General features: G+C 55.8%; 20 protein-coding genes and 1 tRNA gene. 10 read left to right on the forward strand and 11 right to left on the reverse strand.

Annotated features, from left to right (window positions below):
• Positions 1-93: 93 nt before the first annotated feature.
• Entirely contained in the window at positions 94-549 is a 456-nt protein-coding gene (locus tag ALFI_RS12230; protein ID WP_014776038.1) for an RpiB/LacA/LacB family sugar-phosphate isomerase, read from the reverse strand.
• Between the two features lie 103 nt (positions 550-652).
• On the opposite strand from ALFI_RS12230, the gene ALFI_RS12235 reads away from it, so the two are divergent.
• The 4 genes from ALFI_RS12235 to ALFI_RS16670 all read left to right on the forward strand — a co-directional run bounded on the left by ALFI_RS12235 (position 653) and on the right by ALFI_RS16670 (position 3486).
• Positions 653-1018, forward strand: a complete 366-nt coding sequence (locus ALFI_RS12235; protein ID WP_014776039.1) for a YbaN family protein — start codon at positions 653-655, stop codon at positions 1016-1018.
• 651 nt (positions 1019-1669) lie between these two features.
• Entirely contained in the window at positions 1670-1786 is a 117-nt protein-coding gene (locus ALFI_RS17490) for a hypothetical protein (protein ID WP_240046649.1), read from the forward strand.
• A gap of 1 nt (position 1787) precedes the next feature.
• The gene (locus ALFI_RS12245) at positions 1788-2084 is read left to right on the forward strand and encodes a helix-turn-helix domain-containing protein (protein ID WP_014776040.1); all 297 of its coding nucleotides are present in this window, start codon (positions 1788-1790) and stop codon (positions 2082-2084) included.
• A 71-nt stretch (positions 2085-2155) separates the two neighbouring features.
• Positions 2156-3486 (forward strand): IS3 family transposase gene (locus tag ALFI_RS16670; RefSeq protein ID WP_370803655.1). Its coding sequence is split into 2 segments (ribosomal slippage): positions 2156-2600 and positions 2600-3486, totalling 1332 coding nucleotides; the frame shifts between segments, so codons are not numbered across the junction.
• A gap of 66 nt (positions 3487-3552) precedes the next feature.
• Here the strand turns inward: ALFI_RS16670 and ALFI_RS12260 are convergent.
• From ALFI_RS12260 to typA, 4 genes are all read right to left on the reverse strand, one after another.
• Positions 3553-4770: a site-specific integrase gene (locus ALFI_RS12260; RefSeq protein WP_014776043.1), complete on the reverse strand. Its 1218-nt coding sequence runs from the start codon at positions 4768-4770 to the stop codon at positions 3553-3555.
• Between the two features lie 297 nt (positions 4771-5067).
• Complete coding sequence (locus ALFI_RS12265; protein ID WP_014776044.1) at positions 5068-5670, reverse strand: DUF4377 domain-containing protein; 603 nt, start codon at positions 5668-5670, stop codon at positions 5068-5070.
• 98 nt (positions 5671-5768) lie between these two features.
• Positions 5769-6086, reverse strand: coding sequence for a hypothetical protein (locus ALFI_RS12270; protein WP_009596943.1), 318 nt, complete (start codon positions 6084-6086; stop codon positions 5769-5771).
• Between the two features lie 10 nt (positions 6087-6096).
• Entirely contained in the window at positions 6097-7899 is a 1803-nt protein-coding gene (gene typA, locus ALFI_RS12275) for a translational GTPase TypA (protein ID WP_009596982.1), read from the reverse strand.
• Positions 7900-7982: 83 nt separating this feature from the next.
• Between typA and aroB the strand changes: the two genes are divergently transcribed.
• Positions 7983-8999 (forward strand): 3-dehydroquinate synthase, encoded by a 1017-nt coding sequence (gene aroB / locus ALFI_RS12280; protein WP_009596939.1) that lies wholly within the window; start codon positions 7983-7985, stop codon positions 8997-8999.
• 72 nt (positions 9000-9071) lie between these two features.
• Here the strand turns inward: aroB and ALFI_RS12285 are convergent, their stop codons facing one another.
• The 5 genes from ALFI_RS12285 to ALFI_RS12300 form a co-directional block, all read right to left on the reverse strand.
• Positions 9072-10352 (reverse strand): malic enzyme-like NAD(P)-binding protein, encoded by a 1281-nt coding sequence (locus ALFI_RS12285; RefSeq protein WP_009596951.1) that lies wholly within the window; start codon positions 10350-10352, stop codon positions 9072-9074.
• Positions 10353-10424: 72 nt separating this feature from the next.
• Entirely contained in the window at positions 10425-11309 is an 885-nt protein-coding gene (locus tag ALFI_RS12290; RefSeq protein ID WP_014776045.1) for a hypothetical protein, read from the reverse strand.
• A gap of 42 nt (positions 11310-11351) precedes the next feature.
• On the reverse strand, positions 11352-11501 hold the full coding sequence (locus tag ALFI_RS16995; RefSeq protein ID WP_155835664.1) for a hypothetical protein: 150 nt from the start codon (positions 11499-11501) through the stop codon (positions 11352-11354).
• Between the two features lie 26 nt (positions 11502-11527).
• Complete coding sequence (gene ruvB, locus ALFI_RS12295) at positions 11528-12535, reverse strand: Holliday junction branch migration DNA helicase RuvB (RefSeq protein WP_009596942.1); 1008 nt, start codon at positions 12533-12535, stop codon at positions 11528-11530.
• 165 nt (positions 12536-12700) lie between these two features.
• Positions 12701-13396, reverse strand: coding sequence for a NigD1/NigD2 family lipoprotein (locus ALFI_RS12300; RefSeq protein WP_014776046.1), 696 nt, complete (start codon positions 13394-13396; stop codon positions 12701-12703).
• Between the two features lie 142 nt (positions 13397-13538).
• On the opposite strand from ALFI_RS12300, the gene ALFI_RS12305 reads away from it, so the two are divergent.
• Entirely contained in the window at positions 13539-14087 is a 549-nt protein-coding gene (locus ALFI_RS12305) for an RNA polymerase sigma factor (RefSeq protein WP_009596971.1), read from the forward strand.
• Positions 14088-14090: 3 nt separating this feature from the next.
• Positions 14091-15383, forward strand: a complete 1293-nt coding sequence (locus ALFI_RS12310; protein WP_042493715.1) for a porin family protein — start codon at positions 14091-14093, stop codon at positions 15381-15383.
• A 238-nt stretch (positions 15384-15621) separates the two neighbouring features.
• On the opposite strand, the gene ALFI_RS12315 is transcribed toward ALFI_RS12310, so the two are convergent.
• Positions 15622-15693 (reverse strand) — tRNA-Arg (locus ALFI_RS12315).
• A 44-nt stretch (positions 15694-15737) separates the two neighbouring features.
• Here ALFI_RS12315 and ALFI_RS12320 point away from each other — a divergent pair.
• The 3 genes from ALFI_RS12320 to ALFI_RS12330 are packed head-to-tail and all read left to right on the forward strand — an operon-like array spanning position 15738 to position 18021.
• Entirely contained in the window at positions 15738-16367 is a 630-nt protein-coding gene (locus ALFI_RS12320; RefSeq protein WP_014776048.1) for a S24/S26 family peptidase, read from the forward strand.
• A 5-nt stretch (positions 16368-16372) separates the two neighbouring features.
• Complete coding sequence (locus ALFI_RS12325; RefSeq protein WP_009596983.1) at positions 16373-16969, forward strand: riboflavin synthase; 597 nt, start codon at positions 16373-16375, stop codon at positions 16967-16969.
• 2 nt (positions 16970-16971) lie between these two features.
• On the forward strand, positions 16972-18021 hold the full coding sequence (locus ALFI_RS12330) for a sensor histidine kinase (RefSeq protein WP_009596968.1): 1050 nt from the start codon (positions 16972-16974) through the stop codon (positions 18019-18021).
• Positions 18022-18051: the final 30 nt, after the last annotated feature.

An 18051-nucleotide genomic window follows, 5' to 3' on the forward strand; every position in this document is an offset into this window, starting at 1 on the left:
ACGGCGTTTGCCGGTTCGATGTCCGGCTGGCCGTGCCTGCATCGCATCTGTTCTGCCCGCATTCGTTTCTGGTCGCAGGCGTCTCCCGATCGGCTATTTTTCAGCCGCAACGCCGCAGGGTACGGCCATCTTCTCGATACGGTGCTGGTGGCGTCCGCCTTCGAACTGCGCCCCGAAGTAGGCGTCGAGCATCGCCACGGCCTCGTCGTTGGTGATGAAGCGGGCCGGGAAGACGATGATGTTGGCGTTGTTGTGACGGCGGATGAGCGATGCGATCTCCGGTTCCCACGCCAGTCCGGCGCGGATGCCCTGATGCTTGTTGAGGGTCATGGTCATCCCTTCGCCCGAACCGCAGAGGGCGATGCCGCATTCGAATTCGCCTTTCTCGACCGCTTCGGCCAGCGGGTGTGCGTAGTCGGCATAATCGACGCTTTCGGGGGAGCCGGGGCCGAAGTCGTGGACGTCGTAACCCATGGCCGAGAGGTAGCCCACCAGAAATTCTTTCATTTCGTAGCCGGCGTGATCGCTGGCGATACCTATTTTAGTCATCGTATTTTTGTTTTTGTGTTGTTTTTAGGTTCTGTCATACAAAGATAGGCAAAAATAACGGTCGCCGCTCTTCCGGGTTCCGAATTTATGCTATTTTTGCTCCATGAAATTTTTCCTCGCCGCCTTGGGGTGTCTGTCGTTCGTGCTGGGTGTCGTCGGTATTTTCGTGCCGCTGCTCCCGACCACGCCGTTTCTGCTGCTCTCCGCCGCATTGTGGGTCCGCTCTTCGCCCCGGCTTTACGATTGGCTGTTGGCGCACCCCTGTCTGGGCGGGTATGTCCGCAACTTCCGCGAAAATCGCGCCATACCGCTTCGCGCCAAGATCGTTTCGCTCACGCTGATGTGGGGAACGATGCTCTACTGCGTTTTTGCGCCGCTCTCCGGATGGTGGTGGGCGCAGGCCGCGCTGCTCGCCGTCGCCGTGGGCGTTACTTGGCATATTCTTTCGTTTGCGACGCTAAAGAAATGAGGCTTGAAGGGAATGCCGGGCGGATAATGTCGGATGAATGGCGCCGGACGGATGGCGCCGGGCAATAAGCGTCGGATGAATAACGCCGGACGAATGGCGCCCACGAAAACGGCCCGGAGTCCGGAAAGTAAAAGCCGGCCCCTCCTCCGGGTTTCCGGGGATTTACAAAACAATGCTGTAACCTAATAAGTTACAGCGTTGTTTTTTTATGAGGTAATGATTTAGAAACGTAAGTCTCGAATAAACTTACATCGAGGTTCATCCTGTCAAACAACTCTATATAAATATACGAAATATCTGATAAAAAAGCAAATAGAATTTTTATCTCTCTATTTGCCGATTTATGACGGACATCAGCGTCATCGCGGATCATTTTTTCATTTGAGCGGACTGGAACGGTCTGGAGCGGACATGGAAATCGTTTTCTGAAGGCTTGGATTATCTTGCACATCCTTACCGCAGAAATCACCTAAACCCAACAATTATGGATTGCGTCCTTATGGAAACGAGCGCCTATAAAGAGTTGCAGGCGCACCTTCAACGTCTTCTGGAGCGAATAGCTGCGCTCCATTCTCTCTCCGTCCAACCGACAACTGTCCGGGGCTTACGGCCGAGGAGGTCTGCAAGGCTTTGAGCATCACCAAGCGAGCCTTGCAATACTATCGTTCCGCCGGCATCATCCCCTATACGGCCTTGGGGAATAAAGTATTGTTCCGGGACGACGACATCCGGCAACTTCTGGAAAAGAACCTGATAAAAAGCCTGTAGCATGACCGAAGAGATCATCACCCGCGACAGCGCCGCGTTCAAGGAACTGCGCCGCGATATCGTCAAAGCCATCCGTGCCGTTGATATTCTAATCGACACGCACCTCCCAGTCATCGGCAATGAACTGTACCTGACCAGTGAGGAGATTTGCAGCATCTTCAGCATCTCGAAACGCTCCTTGCAGAATTACCGGGACAACCGCCAAATCCCTTATACTACTCTTGGTGGAAAGATTCTTTATCCGCAGTCATCGCTTTATAAACTGCTGGAACAGCATTATATGAAAGCGCAGCGCTGATGCGGTCTGTGAAAAGGGGAAGATCACTTGAACTGCACCCCAAAAGTTGGACATAACTTTTGGGGTGTTTTATGAAGTACAGTTATGAGGAGAAATTAACAGCAGTTTTGTCTGTTGTCAATGGCCAACATTCCGTATCGTCCGCCTCCAAGCATTTTGGAATAAGCTATACGCCTTTGTCGCGTTGGATTGCGCGTTATAAAGAGTTCGGCGAAGCAGGTCTTCGTATACGGCAATATACTTACAGCGGCGATTTTAAGTTGTCAGCTATCAGGCACATGCACGAGAATCACTTATCTTTAACGGAAACAACGGCAAAGTTCGGTATTTACAATGAGAGTACGCTGAGCAGATGGGAGCGTATCTATTATGAAGAAGGTGAATCCGGTCTTTACCGTGATAATCGGGGTAAGATGAGAACCAAACCTAATAAACAGGAACTACAACCACAGGAAGAAAATGACTTGCGAGTCGAAAACCAACGTCTTCGCGCCGAGGTCGCTTACTTAAAAAAATTGAGGATCTTAGTCGAGGAACGCATCGTCCGCGAGAACGGGAACGGGCAAAAGCCATCGAAGAACTAAGACCGGAACATACCCTTCCCACGCTATTGGAAGTTACGGGGATGGCGCGTAGTACGTTCTATTATCATCTGAAGCAGTTAAAGTTCCCCGATAAATACAAACAAGAGAAAAACGAGATTGTAAGTATATACCACGATCATAAGGGACGTTATGGTTACCGCCGTATCACAGTAGAGATGCACAATCGCGGATATTCTATAAACCATAAAACGGTACTTAGGTTAATGAACGAATGTGGAGTTAAATGCCGGGTGCGCCTAAAAAAATATCGTTCATACAAAGGAGAGGTTGGTGCCGTTGTGCCTGACTTGCTGAAACGTAATTTTATGGCGGAACGTCCTAATCAAAAGTGGGTTACAGACCTTACTGAATTTTCTCTGTTCGGCAAGAAACTTTATCTGTCGCCTATTATGGACTTATATAACAGGGAAATAATAAGTTATAATATAGCTGAACATCCGACCTTTTACCAAACAATGAAAATGCTTGAAGATGCCATAAAGGATCTGCCCGATGCTCCGGAACTTATACTTCACTCGGATCAGGGTTGGCAGTACCAGATGAAACGCTATCAATATCGGCTGCGTGAAAAAGGTATTAGTCAGAGCATGTCTCGTAAGGGAAACTGTTTGGATAATGCGGTCATGGAAAACTTTTTCGGACTGTTAAAATCAGAATTATTATATTTGCAGAAGTTCGAGTCTGTCGATCATTTCCGCAAGGAACTGGAGGAATACATAAATTACTACAATAACAAGCGAATAAAGACCGCATTAAACAACATGAGCCCGGTACAATACCGAACTCATGCTATCTGAATTATTAATCAGTCCAAACTTTGGGGTGCACATCATAATATATTTATATACTTTATCGCAAAGTGTCTACACGGAGAATTTCGTTGCCAGTTTCTCCCGGAGCATGGTAACCTCACGGTCGATCATCGGCGGGGTGACTTTCGCATAGATTTGAGTGGTGGTGATATTTTTATGTCCCAGCATCTTCGAAAGCGTCTCCAGACTCACACCGTTCGACAGGCAGATCGTCGTGGCGTACGTGTGCCGGGCAAGGTGGAATGAGAGTTGTTTGTCAATGCCGCACTCCCGGGCGATGTTTTTCAGGCTGTCGTCGATCGAATCGAGTGTAGACATGGCAAAAACACGTCCGTCGCCGGTCAGACCCCGATACTTGTTCAGGATGAACAACGCATAAGGCAGCAACTTGACAACGTATTTGGTTTCGGTCTTCTGGCGGTTGCCGCTGATCCACCACTCGCCCTGCGCATCCTGCTCGATCCGGTCATAGGTCAGCGAGGCCATATCCGCATAGCAGATGCCCGTAAAGCAGGAGAACAGGAACATATCGCGGTTATAGTCCTGACGCTTATACCGCAGCTCGGTAGTCATCATACGCCGGAGTTCATCTTCCGTTAAAAAACTACGTTCCGGATTCGGAGCCGTATATTGATAGAGGGAAAAGGGGTTGCGAGGCATCCAGCCGTTGTTGAACGCGATTTTGACAACGTATTTCAGGCATTTGAGATAACCGCTGACGGTCGTAGGCTTGAGCCCCAGATCGGATTTAAGGTAGACGTGGTATTGCTCGATGAACGACTGTTCCAACTCCGCCAACGGCATATCGCTCACGTTATACTCCTTACGCATGAAAGTCCGCAGATGGTCGATGGATTTATAGTAGCGGTTCCATGTACCGTGGCAGCGGTCGATGCCGACACGTTTCTTGAGGTCGCCGGTGAATTTCTCGAACGCTTCGAGAAGCAGCCGGTATTTCTCTCCGAAGCCGAGATAGGCATTCTTGACCTTTTCGGCCGTAACGTATGACTCCCGGTCGCAGATATCCTGATAGTGCTTGCCGATCTGGGTGCGGATGTTGTCCAGATGACGGTTGATGCGATCCGCTTCGAGACTGCGGCCTTTGGCGCGGCCGCCGCTGACCTCCCAAAGCGTTTCCGGGACGGAGAGCTTCGCGCTGAACTGCGCGATGCTGCCGTTGACCGTGATGCGACCCATGACAGGGACGACTTTCTGATCTTTGTCTTTGTTCCTTTTAAGGTAGAACAGAACCTTGAACGTGCTGCGCATAAACTCTGCTTTTTAGGGTTGCAAAAATAATTTCAGCAGAGTCGTATGTCAAGATGAATAACGATGCAAGAAACTGAAAATCACGTTTCTATGAATAATAGAGCGAAAGAAACGAGGTAACGATTTGGAAACCGAAACCTCGTTTAACATTACCTTATTCTACTTTTTCTCTAAAACAAAGGCACTGAAGAAAAGTGTATAATTATTTGATTATCTTTTGCTTTACACTTTTTTACACCTCTGTTTTTTATCCCCGGAAATCGTAAGAAGGGCCGGTTCTTATGTATCTCTGCCGGTTTACTCCTGCGCCGGCTGTTTGTCCAGCATTTCGAGCACCGAATACTGTACCGTGTAGTATCCTTCGTCCACTCCGACGACCGAGGTGCCGACTTTCAGCTTGTAGCTGTAGCCCTGCTCGTAGTCGAATCCCTCGATCCGGAACGGCCACCGCTGCCAGTCGTTCAGGCCGACTTCGGGGAAACGGACGCTGAGGTACAATTCGCCGTAGTAACTGACGGGTTCGGGGGCTACCTCCATCGTGAACGTGGGGTAGTAGCTGTCGGGAATATTGGACCGCGTCGGGATTTTCGAGATCAGTTCCAGCAGCGAGTACCGTACGGACGATGCGTCCTGCGGCGGTTCGGCCAGCTGCTTGGCCTTGATGCGGAGTTTGTATTCGTATCCGGGTTCGTAGTCGAATCCCTCGATGCCCTCGTATACGGCGCGCCACGAAGTGTCGTCGTTGGCTTTGACGAGCAGCACGGGCTGCAGCGTGTGGAACCCGTGGGAGATGCCCAGCTGGGATGCGACGGTCCATTCCCGGACCGTATAATCGTCGTTCTTGTCGCATGCGCCGAGCGCAAAAGCGGATATGAAGAGCAGTATGATGTATTTTCTCATGGCTTTCCGTGTCGTTTCATTGTATAAATGGAGACAACCGCCTGATACTGCATGGGATATACGAAAAAAAACGGACATATGTCCGTTTTTTGCATCTTTTACCCCAAATAGCGTTCCGCCACGCCGATCAGGAACCCGAACAGCAGGCCGTTGAACACCACGACCGGGATCGCCTTGCGGTCCTTGCCCGAAAAGGTGAACAGCACCGGAATCATCAGCATCAGCGTGACGGCCATGCCGTCGGCCCACCACGGCAGGTAGGGCAGGTCGCTGTAGAAGACGATGACCGCGGCGAAGAAGTAGATGAAGAACGCCGAGAAACACGACCGTGCCGACAAATTCTGGAAAATCATCGGAATCACGTCGAGCGCTCCGGCCACGGCGCCTACCGCCAGCGAAAGGGTGAAGTGGTCCATATCCCGGAGTTTATTTCGATGCCCGTTTGCGGTCCACCTCGTGCAGCAGAATCTTGCGCAGACGCATCGAATGGGGCGTTACTTCGACGTATTCGTCGGCCTGAATGTATTCGAGCGCCTCTTCGAGCGAGAAGATCTTGGGCGGGGCGATCGAGGTCTTCTCGTCCGAACCCGACGCGCGCATGTTGGTCAGCTGCTTGGCTTTGGTGACGTTTACCGTGATGTCGTTCTGGCGCGTGTGTTCGCCGATCACCTGACCTTCGTACACCTGCTCCATCGGGCTGATGAAGAAGCGTCCGCGGTCCTGCAGCTTGTCGATCGAGTAGGCGTAGGCCGTGCCGGTCTCGCCCGAAATGATCGAGCCGTTGACGCGCATCTCGATATCGCCGACCCACGGTTCGAAGCCTTTCAGCCGGTGGGTCATGATGGCTTCGCCGGCCGTCGCCGTCAGCATGTTCGACCGCAGGCCGATGATGCCGCGCGAGGGGATGCTGAATTCCAGCCGCGTGCGGTCGCCGTTCGACGCCATGTTCGTCAGCGTGCCTTTGCGTTTGGTCGCCAGTTCGATGACCGTTCCCGAATACTCTTCGGGGCAGTCCACGGTCAGCTCCTCGATCGGTTCGCATTTTTTGCCGTCGATCTCCTTGACGATTACGCGGGGCTGGCCCACCTGCAGTTCGTAACCCTCGCGGCGCATGGTTTCGATCAGCACCGATAGGTGCAGCACGCCGCGGCCGAAGACGTTGAAACTGTCGGCCGAGGGGCCGGGAGTCACGCGCAGGGCGAGGTTCTTCTCCAGTTCGCGGTCGAGACGATCCTTGATGTGGCGCGAGGTGACGTATTTGCCGTCCTTGCCGAAGAAGGGAGAGTTGTTGATCGTGAAGAGCATCGACATCGTCGGTTCGTCGATGGCGATGGGGGGCAGCGGTTCGGGATTCTCGTAGTCGCAGATAGTGTCGCCGATCTCGAATCCCTCGATGCCCATCAGGGCGCAGATTTCGCCGCAGGGAACTTCGTCCGCCTTCTTCTTGCCGAGACCTTCGAAGACCATCAGGTCCTTGATCTTGGTCTTCTGCATCGTCACGCCGTCGCGCTTGGCCAGCGTGACGTTCTGGCCCGCCTTGAGCGAGCCGCGCGTCACCTTGCCCACGGCGATACGGCCCGTGTAGGAGGAGTATTCGAGCGACGTGATGAGCATCTGGGGCGTTCCCTCGACGATCTTCGGTTCGGGAATCTCGTCGATGATGGCGTCGAGCAGCGGAACGATCGAGTCGGTCGGCTCGTTCCACCTGTGCGACATCCAGCCCTGTTTGGCCGAGCCGTAGATGGTCTTGTAGTCGAGCTGCTCCTCGGTGGCGTCGAGCGAAAACATAAGGTCGAAAACCTGTTCGTTCACCACTTCGGGGCGGCAGTTGGGCTTATCGACCTTGTTCACGACGACGATGGGTTTCTTGCCCAGCGCCAGCGCTTTCTGCAGTACGAAGCGCGTCTGGGGCATGGTGCCTTCGAACGCATCGACCAGCAGCAGCACGCCGTCGCACATGTTCAGGACGCGCTCCACCTCGCCGCCGAAGTCGGCGTGGCCCGGAGTGTCGATGATGTTGATCTTATAATCCTTGTAAATTACCGAGACGTTTTTCGAGAGAATCGTGATTCCGCGTTCACGCTCAAGGTCGTTGTTGTCGAGGATCAGCTCTCCGGATTGTTTGGCGTTGTCGCGCAGAATGTTGCCGGCGAGGATCATTTTATCGACGAGCGTGGTCTTGCCGTGGTCCACGTGTGCAATAATTGCGATATTGCGTAGTTTTTGCATGTGAATAGATTTTGTGGTGCAAAGGTAACAATTTCTCCGGAAAATGTACTAAATTTGTTGGCTTCTTAAAAAAGTTAAAGATCATGAAACCCACCTTCAACGTTCGGGAACAAAGCGAGATTTACATCGGTCCCACGGCCGACATCCTCTCCGGGGTGCTGCCTGAGGGGCGCGTGATCGTCGTTTCCGACGCTACGATCGACCGCCTTTACCATCCGCTGCTGGCGCCGTACGACACGGTGCTCATCGGTGCGGGCGAAAGCATAAAGACCCTGCAGACCGTGGAATCCATCTACCGGCGTTTTATCGAGCTGGGCGCGGACCGCTCCACGTTCGTGCTCGCCGTCGGAGGCGGCATCGTGACCGACGTGGCGGGTTTCGCCGCGGCGACTTACATGCGCGGACTGTCGTTCGGATTCGTCTCGACCACCTTGCTGGGGCAGGTGGACGCCAGTGTGGGCGGCAAGAACGGCGTGAATGTGGACGGGTACAAGAATATGGCCGGAACCTTCAAACAGCCGCGCTTCGTGATCTGCGATCCCGAAATGCTGCGCACGCTCTCCGACCGGGAGTTCCGCACGGGGCTTGCCGAGGTCGTCAAGGCGGCCGTCATCGCCGACGCCGATCTTTTCACCCGGATCGAAAACGTCTCTTTCGAGGCCCTGCGCGCCGATACCGACCTGCTTACGGACGCTATTTCCGCCGCGGTCCGCGTCAAGGCCGATATTGTCGAACGCGACGAGCACGAGACGGGCGACCGCCGCAAGCTCAACTTGGGGCATACGCTGGCCCACGCCATCGAGAAGTGCTCGAACCGGATGAATCATGGCGAAGCGGTGGCCGTCGGCACGGCCCTGATCGCCGACGCCGCGGTGAAGCTGGGCGTTCTGCTGCCTGCCGACCGCGACCGGATCGTGAACGTGCTGGAGAAGCTGGGTTTCGACCTCACGCCGCCTGTCGATGTGAAACGCCTGCTCAAAGAGGTGGGCAAGGACAAGAAGAGCGAGGACGGCATGCTGCGCATCGTGCTGCCCGTGGGAATCGGCGACTGCGAAGTGCGCCCGATGCCGATTGCCGATTTCGCCGCGCTCTTTGCGTAGGGCATACGACGCATATCCATAAACAGAAAGACCCCGCTCGACGGCGGGGGCTTTTCTATATACGACTTATCGTTAAATCTCGGTCATGGTCCTCAGCTTTTCGATGTAGGCGTCCCAGTCCGTGATGGGCTGCCGGGCTACGCCCGATTCGATCGCGGCGCGTGCCACGGCGGGCGTCACGGTGCAGAGCAGACGCGGGTCGAGCGGTTTGGGAATGAGGTAGCCGCGGCCGAATTCCAGTTTGCCCAGCGCATAGGCGCGCAGTACCATGCTCGGTACAGGCTCCTGCGCCAGTTCGGCCAAGGCGCGTGCCGCGGCGAGCTTCATCGCTTCGTTGATCTTCGTGGCCCGTACGTCGAGCGCCCCGCGGAAAATGTAGGGGAAGCCCAGCACGTTGTTTACCTGATTGGGGTAGTCCGAGCGGCCCGTCGCAAAGATGATGTCGGGACGCGAAACGACGGCTTTGTCGTAGGCGATCTCCGGATCGGGATTGGCCAGCGCCATGACGATCGGATTGGTCGCCATCGTGCGCAGCATTTCGGGGGTCAGCACGTCGGCCTTGGATACGCCGAGGAATACGTCGGCGTCGTGTATGGCTTCGGCGAGGGTGGTGATGCGGCGGGTGGTGGCGAATTCGCGTTTTATCTCGTTGATGTCCGTGCGGTAGGTGGTGACCACGCCCTGACTGTCGCAGAAAATCATGTTTTCGCGGCGGACGCCCACGGCGATGAAGAGCCGCGCGCAGGCGATGGCCGCCGCACCGGCGCCGTTCACTACGACGCGGAGTTTGTCGAGCGCTTTGCCGGCGATTTTCGCCGCATTGAGCAGCGCGGCCGTCGAAATCACGGCCGTGCCGTGCTGGTCGTCGTGCATCACGGGGATGTCCAGCTCTTCACTCAGCCTGCGGTCGATTTCGAAGCACTCCGGAGCCTTGATGTCTTCGAGGTTGATGCCGCCGAAGGTCGGGGCGATGGCCTTAACCGTGCGGATGAACGCTTCGGGGTCGGTCTCATCGACTTCGATGTCGAAAGCGTCGATGTCTGCGAACGTCTTGAACAACATGCTTTTGCCTTCCATCACGGGCTTGCCTGCCAGAGCGCCGATATTACCCAGTCCGAGGACGGCGGTGCCGTTCGAAATGACTGCTATCAGATTGCCTTTGTTGGTGTAGCGATACACGTCGTCGGGATTGGCCTCGATGGCGCGGCACGGGGCTGCGACGCCGGGCGAATAGGCCAGTGACAAGTCATGCTGCGTGTGATAGGGCTTCGTCGGTACGACCGCTATCTTCCCCGGACGGCCCTCACTATGATAGCGAAGCGCCGCCTGATCCATTTTGTTACCTTTGCTCATTATCCTAACTGTTTTGTTTGCGTCTAAAAGACAAAACGTTAAATAACCTGCAATTATTGCGCCCGGCCGGCATTAAAAATAGAACCGGATGCCTCCGCCCAGCTGAACCCGGAAGATGCCGGCCAAGTTCAGCTCGGCCCCGTCGTCCACGTCGGGCGAATCGACGATCAGCCACTGCCCGCCGACGGTGACCCCCAGTCCGAGGAAGCGCGTCAGCATGAATTCGGCCGATACCGACTCGTGAATTCCTACGCCGCCCCTGCTGCCAGTCAGGCCGGCGTAGCTGCGGATGTAACGGCCGTAGCCGATACCCGCGTTTTCGCGGAAGAGCCACCTGCGTCCGACGCGCTGCCGTGCGACGAATTCGGGGGCGATGTAATGAATGCGGCTGGTGCGTTCGAAACCTCCGCGCCGGGCCGAGATGAACCCGCCCGAATAGACGACGCCGACGCCCAAACCCCGGCGCGACGTCCAGTTGTATCCCGCGGTGATCTCCAGTCCCTCGTTCAGCGAACCGGAAGAACTCTTGCGGAGGTAGATCGTGGAGAGGATCGCCGTGTACCCGGCGTTGGCGAAGAACGTGTGCTGCGAACGGCCCCGCGGGGCGAGATGCCGGGCGCGTTTGCTCCGGTCGTCCGACGGCGCCGTTCTGAGCGGCGCTTCCGCCGTCCGGGTTTGCACTTCCGCCGTCCGGGTTTGCACTTCCGCCGTCCGGGTTTGCACTTTCGTTGTCCGGCCCCGCTCTCCCGTGGTCCTTACCTGCATTGCCGGTCTCCGGGCTTGCACTTCCGTTGTCCGGCCCCGCTCTTCCGCCGGCGTGCAAGCCGCCGCAGACCCACTCGTGCCGGATACGGCCGCTCCGGGGGCGGCCGCATGGAGCCGCGCGGCGCAGCAGGTCAGCAGGACGAGCGCCGCCGTGCCGCAGATTCGTGAAGCCAGTGATGATCGTTGAATCATAGTCGCATCTGTTTTATGCTAGGTCTCCTGCGAGACTTGTCGCTAAAAATAAAAACGCAGGCCGCCGTTGAGGCTGATGCGCGAAATGCCGCCTTTCTGGTCGTCGTTGTATTGCGACACCGCGTCGTCCATCGAACAGAACCATGTGCCGTAAGCTCCGACGCTGGCCCCGATTCCGACGTTTTGCGTCAATTTGTATTCAAAGCCGGGCGGACGGGTCAGAACAGCAGGGTGTCGCTTCCGCCGGGCGGAGTGAATCCCATGTGGCGGTACGCCAGTTCGGTGGCTTCGCGGCCGCGGGGCGTGCGTTTGAGGAAGCCTTCCTTGATCAGGAACGGCTCGTAAACCTCCTCGATCGTTCCGGCGTCCTCGCCCACGGCGGTGGCGATGGTGTTCAGTCCTACGGGACCGCCGCCGAACTTTTCGATGATCGTTCCGAGAATCTTGTTGTCCATCTGATCGAGTCCGCGCGAGTCTATGTTGAGCGCCGCGAGTCCGATCTGCGTGATTTCGAGGTCGATGTGCCCTTCGCCCTTGACCATGGCGAAGTCGCGCACCCGGCGCAGCAGCGCGTTGGCGATTCGGGGCGTGCCGCGCGAGCGGAGCGCCACCTCGTGCGCCGCGTCGTCGTCGATCGAGACGTCCAGAATGCGCGCCGAGCGTTTGACGATGCCGGCCAGCACCGGAGCGTCGTAGTATTCCAGATGACACTGGATGCCGAAGCGCGCCCGCAGGGGCGAGGTCAGCAGGCCGCTGCGCGTGGTGGCGCCTATGAGCGTGAAGGGCGCCAGCTCGATTTGGATCGAACGCGCCGAAGGGCCTTTGTCGAGTACGATGTCGATTTTGTAATCCTCCATGGCCGAGTAGAGATACTCCTCGACGATCGGACTGAGCCGGTGGATTTCGTCGATGAAGAGCACGTCGCCCGGATTGAGACTCGTGAGCAGCCCCGCCAGATCGCCCGGCTTGTCCAATACGGGACCCGACGTGACGCGCAGCTGCGCGTTCATCTCGTTGGAGATGATGTTGGCGAGGGTCGTTTTTCCCAGTCCCGGAGGGCCGTGCAGCAGTACGTGGTCGAGCGAGTCGCCGCGCATGAGCGCCGCCTTGATGAAGATGCGGAGATTATCGACGATTTTATCCTGCCCGGAGAAGGTTTCCAACTCCTGCGGGCGGATCTTGTTTTCGAATTCGAGATCGCTCTCGGTGTTGCGTACGATAGACATGATGCAAAGATAGCATATGCCGCGGCTAAAAACAAATTTATTTGCGGCGCGCCGGAAGGCCCGGTTTTGGCCTGAAAGGATGGAGTGTTGCGGGGTTTTCGCGGCAAGACAAAAAAATCCGGCCCGCAGATTCTGCGGGCCGGAGCGATCATGTTTCGGGAGTGGCTACTTCTCCTTCGACATGTTGATCTGAAGATATATTACGCCGTTCTGACGGGTGTTCATGCGCAGGATGACACCGCTCATGCCTTCGAGGTCCTCCTTGAACTGATCCAGTTTGAACGAGACGTAACGGTCGTCGTAGCTGTATCCTCCGCTGGTGTCGGTTCCGGCGTCGTGACGCAGTTCGAGGTTGAGGTATCCCTCTTTCTTGTTGTCGGGGTCGATCTGCGTGAAGTCGTTGCGCACGAGCAGGAATTTATGCTTCGAGAGGTCCGAAGCGTTGAATCCGATTCCCACGTTGAGCCAGTTGGCGTTCATGCTGCTGCCGAAATAGCTGGTTTGCGCGTCGGGTAGTTCCTCCACCTCTTCCTGCGTGGTCACGATTTTGGTCTCTCCCGTGTAGATGTTCCGCGCGTCGTAAAGCGCGATGTTGTAATCGTAACCCTCGACTCCCGTTTTCAGCAGGTTGAAGAAGATGATGACGCGCTGGTCGTCTTCGGGCTTGTAGCCGGCTACGCGCGATTTGTCGCTCGGATAGACGGTTTTATTGTCGTCCAGCACGAAGTAGTAATCGTTGCTGTTGAGCGTCTCTGCCGAGGCGAATGCCCAGCTGCTCGCGTAATCCCCGTCCGAGTCGTTGCAGGAGGAGAAGAATACTGCGGTCAGGACCGCAAACGTGATAAATCCGAATCTTTTCATATTTTTATACTATTTTTGTATTATCTTTCATGTCAGTAAACGTATTCTGGAGGATAATACTGCATGCGGATTAAAATTTTTTTTGATCCCGTGCAGTCTTTTGGTCTTTATACCATTTATAAGAGGGAACGCAAATATGGAAATGGAGGAACAGATACTGGCCGAAGGGTGCAGAGAGGGGGAAGATACGGCCCGGCGTGAGCTGTACGACCGCTATGCAGCCCGTTTGCTGGCCGTCTGTCTCCGTTATTCGGGCGACCGGGCTACCGCCGAGGACCTCATGCACGATGCGTTCCTGAAGATATACGGGGCTTTCGACCGATTCTCCTACCGCGGACCCGGTTCGCTGCGCGCATGGATAGAGCGTATAGCGGTGAATGTGGCGCTCGAATGGCTCCGGAACCGGAATAAGCTCAACTTCAGGACGCTCGACGAAGGCCGGGCGCTTCCCGACGTTCCCGAACCCGATCCGTCGGAGGTGGCGCGTATTCCGCGCGACGTGCTGATGGAGTTCGTGGGCGAGCTGCCCGACGGTTACCGTACGGTGTTCAACCTTTACTGCATCGAGGGGTATTCGCACCGCGATATCGCGCAGATGCTGGGGATCAACGAAAAAAGTTCCTCGTCGCAGTTGTTCCGGGCGCGGACGCTGCTGGCCCGCAGGATTGCGGCGTATATGGAGACACATTAGATTATGAAACAAAATAAAGACTGGACAGATGTAATGCGGAGCGCGCTCCGGGACGCTGAGGTAACACCCCCGGCCGACGGATGGGCGCGTCTGGAGCGGGAGCTGAAAACTCCGGCGCCCCGGATTTCCGTATTGCGCAGATATTGGCCGCGGATTGCTGCTGCTGCCGTGCTGATTTTTGTCGGAGGCGGGGAACTGCTGCTGCATGAAAATCGTAGTTTGGGGGATAAAGGGTTTGTTATCGCATCGGCAACAGACGGCGGCAGTTCCGCCGCGGACAATCGGACATATCCGGCCGGGGGGATCGGAACGCTCGAAGAGTCGCTTCGGGCCGTTGTGCCGTCGCAGGAGGCGGTGCAGGCCGAGTCGCTTCCGGGCCGAGAGACCCAAACCCGGCAGGCGGTGCGGGCGGCGTATCCTGCGACTGCCGTTGCGCGGAACGCTGCGCCGGCGGTCGTGGCGGTTGATGTGACGGACTCCCGGCCGCAACCCGTTCCGGAGAATGAAGCTGCCGCAACTTTGCGATCGGAAGAAACGATCGCGCAGAAACAGGCCGCCGCAGAGACTTCCGGCGTGCAGGAACGGACGGCTCCGAAAGAAAACGCTGCATCGGCGAGGACCTATCCGAGCACCACTTCTTATTACGGCGACCAGATCGCCTTCGAGCAGCCGAAATCCCGCAGGCGGACTTCCGTGTCGCTCTTTGCGGCAGGCAGCGTGACGGGCGGGGGAACCGTGTCGGCGGGGCCCGGCCCCGGCATGATGATGTCCGACGCTCCGGTAGGCGGCGGCGCCGGCACGATGGCCCAGCTGAAATACAATTACGACGATTATTCCTTCAAACATCACCAGCCGCTCAGTTTCGGACTCTCGGTGCGCAAGGAATTCGCGCACGGTCTGTCGCTCGAAAGCGGCGTCAATTACACGCTGCTCTGGGCCGACGTCCGCATGAAGTCCAGCCGGCAGGATATCAGTCAGAAACTCCATTTTATCGGCGTGCCGCTGCGTATGAACTGGCAGTTTCTGGATACGGGGCGCTTCTCGCTGTATGCAGGCGCCGGCGGTATGATCGAGAAGTGCGTCTCCGCAAAATTCGGTTCGAGGGCGATGGACGAGCCGGGCGTGCAATGGTCCGTGCTGGGCGCCGCGGGCGCGCAGTACGATCTGGGCGGGCTTGTCGGGCTTTATTTCGAGCCTGAAGTCTCCTATTATTTCACGGAAACCGATCTGCGGACCTCGCGTACCGACTCGCCGCTGGCGCTTACCTTGCGGCTGGGCGTGCGTCTTTCCTTCTGACAATCCCTCTGAAACAAGCTTTTGCAGTGCCTTTCGGGCACGAAATACGACCGGAAAAGTCCGTATCTTCTGTTGCGCGGACTTTTTTCGGTCGTGTCTGAATGTGCTATTAAAAAGCTTAATTGTGCTATTTTCTATTGTCTAATGGAAATTTGTTATTATTTTTGTTGAATAATAGATTGTGACTGGAGTTGAATAAAAAAAACACAAGTGCTTGAATCTCTGCACTTGTGCTTTGTAGTCCCGACGGGAATCGAACCCATATCGTAAGAACCGGAATCTTATATTCTATCCATTGAACTACGGGACCGGGAGTGCAAAGATGCAAATTTTTTTTTAATTATTGCTAAAAAAATGCGAGAAAAGCAGAATAATTGGCAAAGAATCGAGGCCGTAATCAAGTGGGCGAACATGTCGACCAACTATTTTGCGCGTTATATCGGGTTGGCCCGCGGGGAAAACCTTTATCAGATCAAACGTGGCAACAACGGCATATCACTCGATGTCGCCGACCGAATCGTCTCTAAATTTCCTCAGGTGGACAAGTTGTGGCTGCTGACGGGCGAAGGACAGATGTTCTCCGACGAAAAGCTGCGCGGCGTGCAGATACCTTTTTATAATGTGGATGTCGAACAGGCCGTCGCCCATGTCGCGCACCTCGAAGCCGAGAGCAGCCTGATGGTGCCGCAGGCCGGGCAGTGCGATCTGGCGATGTGCTACATGGGACGCGCCATGGGACCCGCGCTGCCGCCCGGTGCGGTGGTCCTGCTGAAAGCCGTGGACCCGGATGCGATTATTCCGGGGGGCGAATATGTGATTGTCAGCCGAAAAATTGTAACTTTGCGGATAGTTCGGCTCTCCGACGGGGACGATAAACTCCGTCTGGTGGCCGGAGACAAAGAGAATTATGACGACATAATTCTGAATGTCAGCGACATAAAGTCGGTCTACAAGGTAAAAGGCAAGTTGATAATTAACAGTTGAGAAGTATGTTTTCAGGTATCGTGGAACGCATGGGGGAGGTCGTGGAGATCCGCACCGACCGTCAGAACAAGGATTTTACGCTTCGCGCGGACTTCTGCAAAGAGCTGAAAATCGATCAGAGCATAGCACATAACGGCGTATGTTTGACAGTTGTGGACATCCGCGACGACACCTATACCGTTACCGCGATGAAGGAGACGCTCGACAAAAGCAACCTCGGCCTGCTGAAGACGGGCGATCTGGTGAACCTCGAACGCTCGATGAAACCCGATGCGCTGCTCGACGGCCACATCGTGCAGGGGCACGTCGATCAGACGGCCGTCTGCACCGCGAAGGAAGACGCCGACGGCAGCTGGTACTTCACTTTCGAATACCAACCGCAGGGCGGCGGTCTCTGCACCGTGGAGAAAGGCTCGGTGACGGTGAACGGCGTGAGCCTGACGGTCTGCGATTCGAAGGAATCCAGCTTCCGCGTGGCGATCATTCCCTATACGTTCGAGCATACGAACTTCTGCCGCATCGAAGTCGGCTCGGTCGTAAACCTCGAATTCGATATCGTGGGCAAATACATCGCCCGTCTCATGCAACAATATACGAAGTAGCTATGGTGTATATTAAAACAAAGGAGGGGGCGTCGCTTCTGGTCGCACTCCTCGCTGCGGTCATCGTCGCCGTGACGACGACCCTGCTCGATGTGGTCTGGTGGATGACGCTCTGCGCCGCCGCCGGCGTTTTCGTCGTCATGGCTCTCGTGGCGCTGTTCATCATCCGCAAGTACGTGGCCTACAAGCTCAAGCCGATTTATTCGATCGTCCTTTCGCGCGACGTGCACACCAACGAGATTTTTTCGGAGCTGAAGGACAAGCACGTCGAGAATATCGGCGAGGAGCTTACGGCGTGGGCCGATACCAACGACAAGGAGATCGCCCGCCTGAAGGAGACCGAGCAGTTCCGCAAACAGTACCTCGGCAATGTGGCGCATGAGCTGAAAACCCCGATCTTCAATATTCAGGGATATATCTCGACGCTGCTGGACGGCGGACTGGAGGACGAGCTGATCAACCGCAAATACCTCGAACGGGCCGAAAAGAGCATCGACCGCCTGATCAACATCGTGAACGACCTCGATACGATCTCCAAACTCGAAAGCAACATGAACCGCCTGAAGATGGAGCGGTTCGACATCGTTGCGCTGACCAAGGAGATCGCCGAGCAGGCCGAGATGGAGGCCGACAAAAAGGGGATCAAGATTTCGGTCAAAGGGGCCGAAAACCTGCCGTCGCCTTTCTGGGTGCTGGCCGACAAGCACTATATCGGTCAGGTGATGGTAAACCTGATCATCAATTCGATCCGTTACGGCAAGGAGGGCGGACAGACGCGCGTCCATTTCCGCGACATGCTCGACAAAATCCTGATCGAAGTCGAGGACAACGGTTCGGGCATCGGCAAGGAGGACCTGCCGCGCGTTTTCGAACGTTTCTACCGCACGGACAAGGGCCGTTCGCGCGAGCAGGGCGGCACGGGACTCGGTCTGGCCATCGTGAAACATATCGTCGAGGCGCACGGCGAGCGTATCACCGTCCGCAGCGAACTGGGCGTGGGAAGCACTTTCTCGTTCACGCTCAAGAAAGTAAATCTGCAGGACATCAAATAACGGCAGAAATCCATAGAACCCATTCCAAAT

The sequence above is a fragment of the Alistipes finegoldii DSM 17242 genome, assembly GCF_000265365.1.
Classification (GTDB): Bacteria; Bacteroidota; Bacteroidia; order Bacteroidales; family Rikenellaceae; genus Alistipes; species Alistipes finegoldii.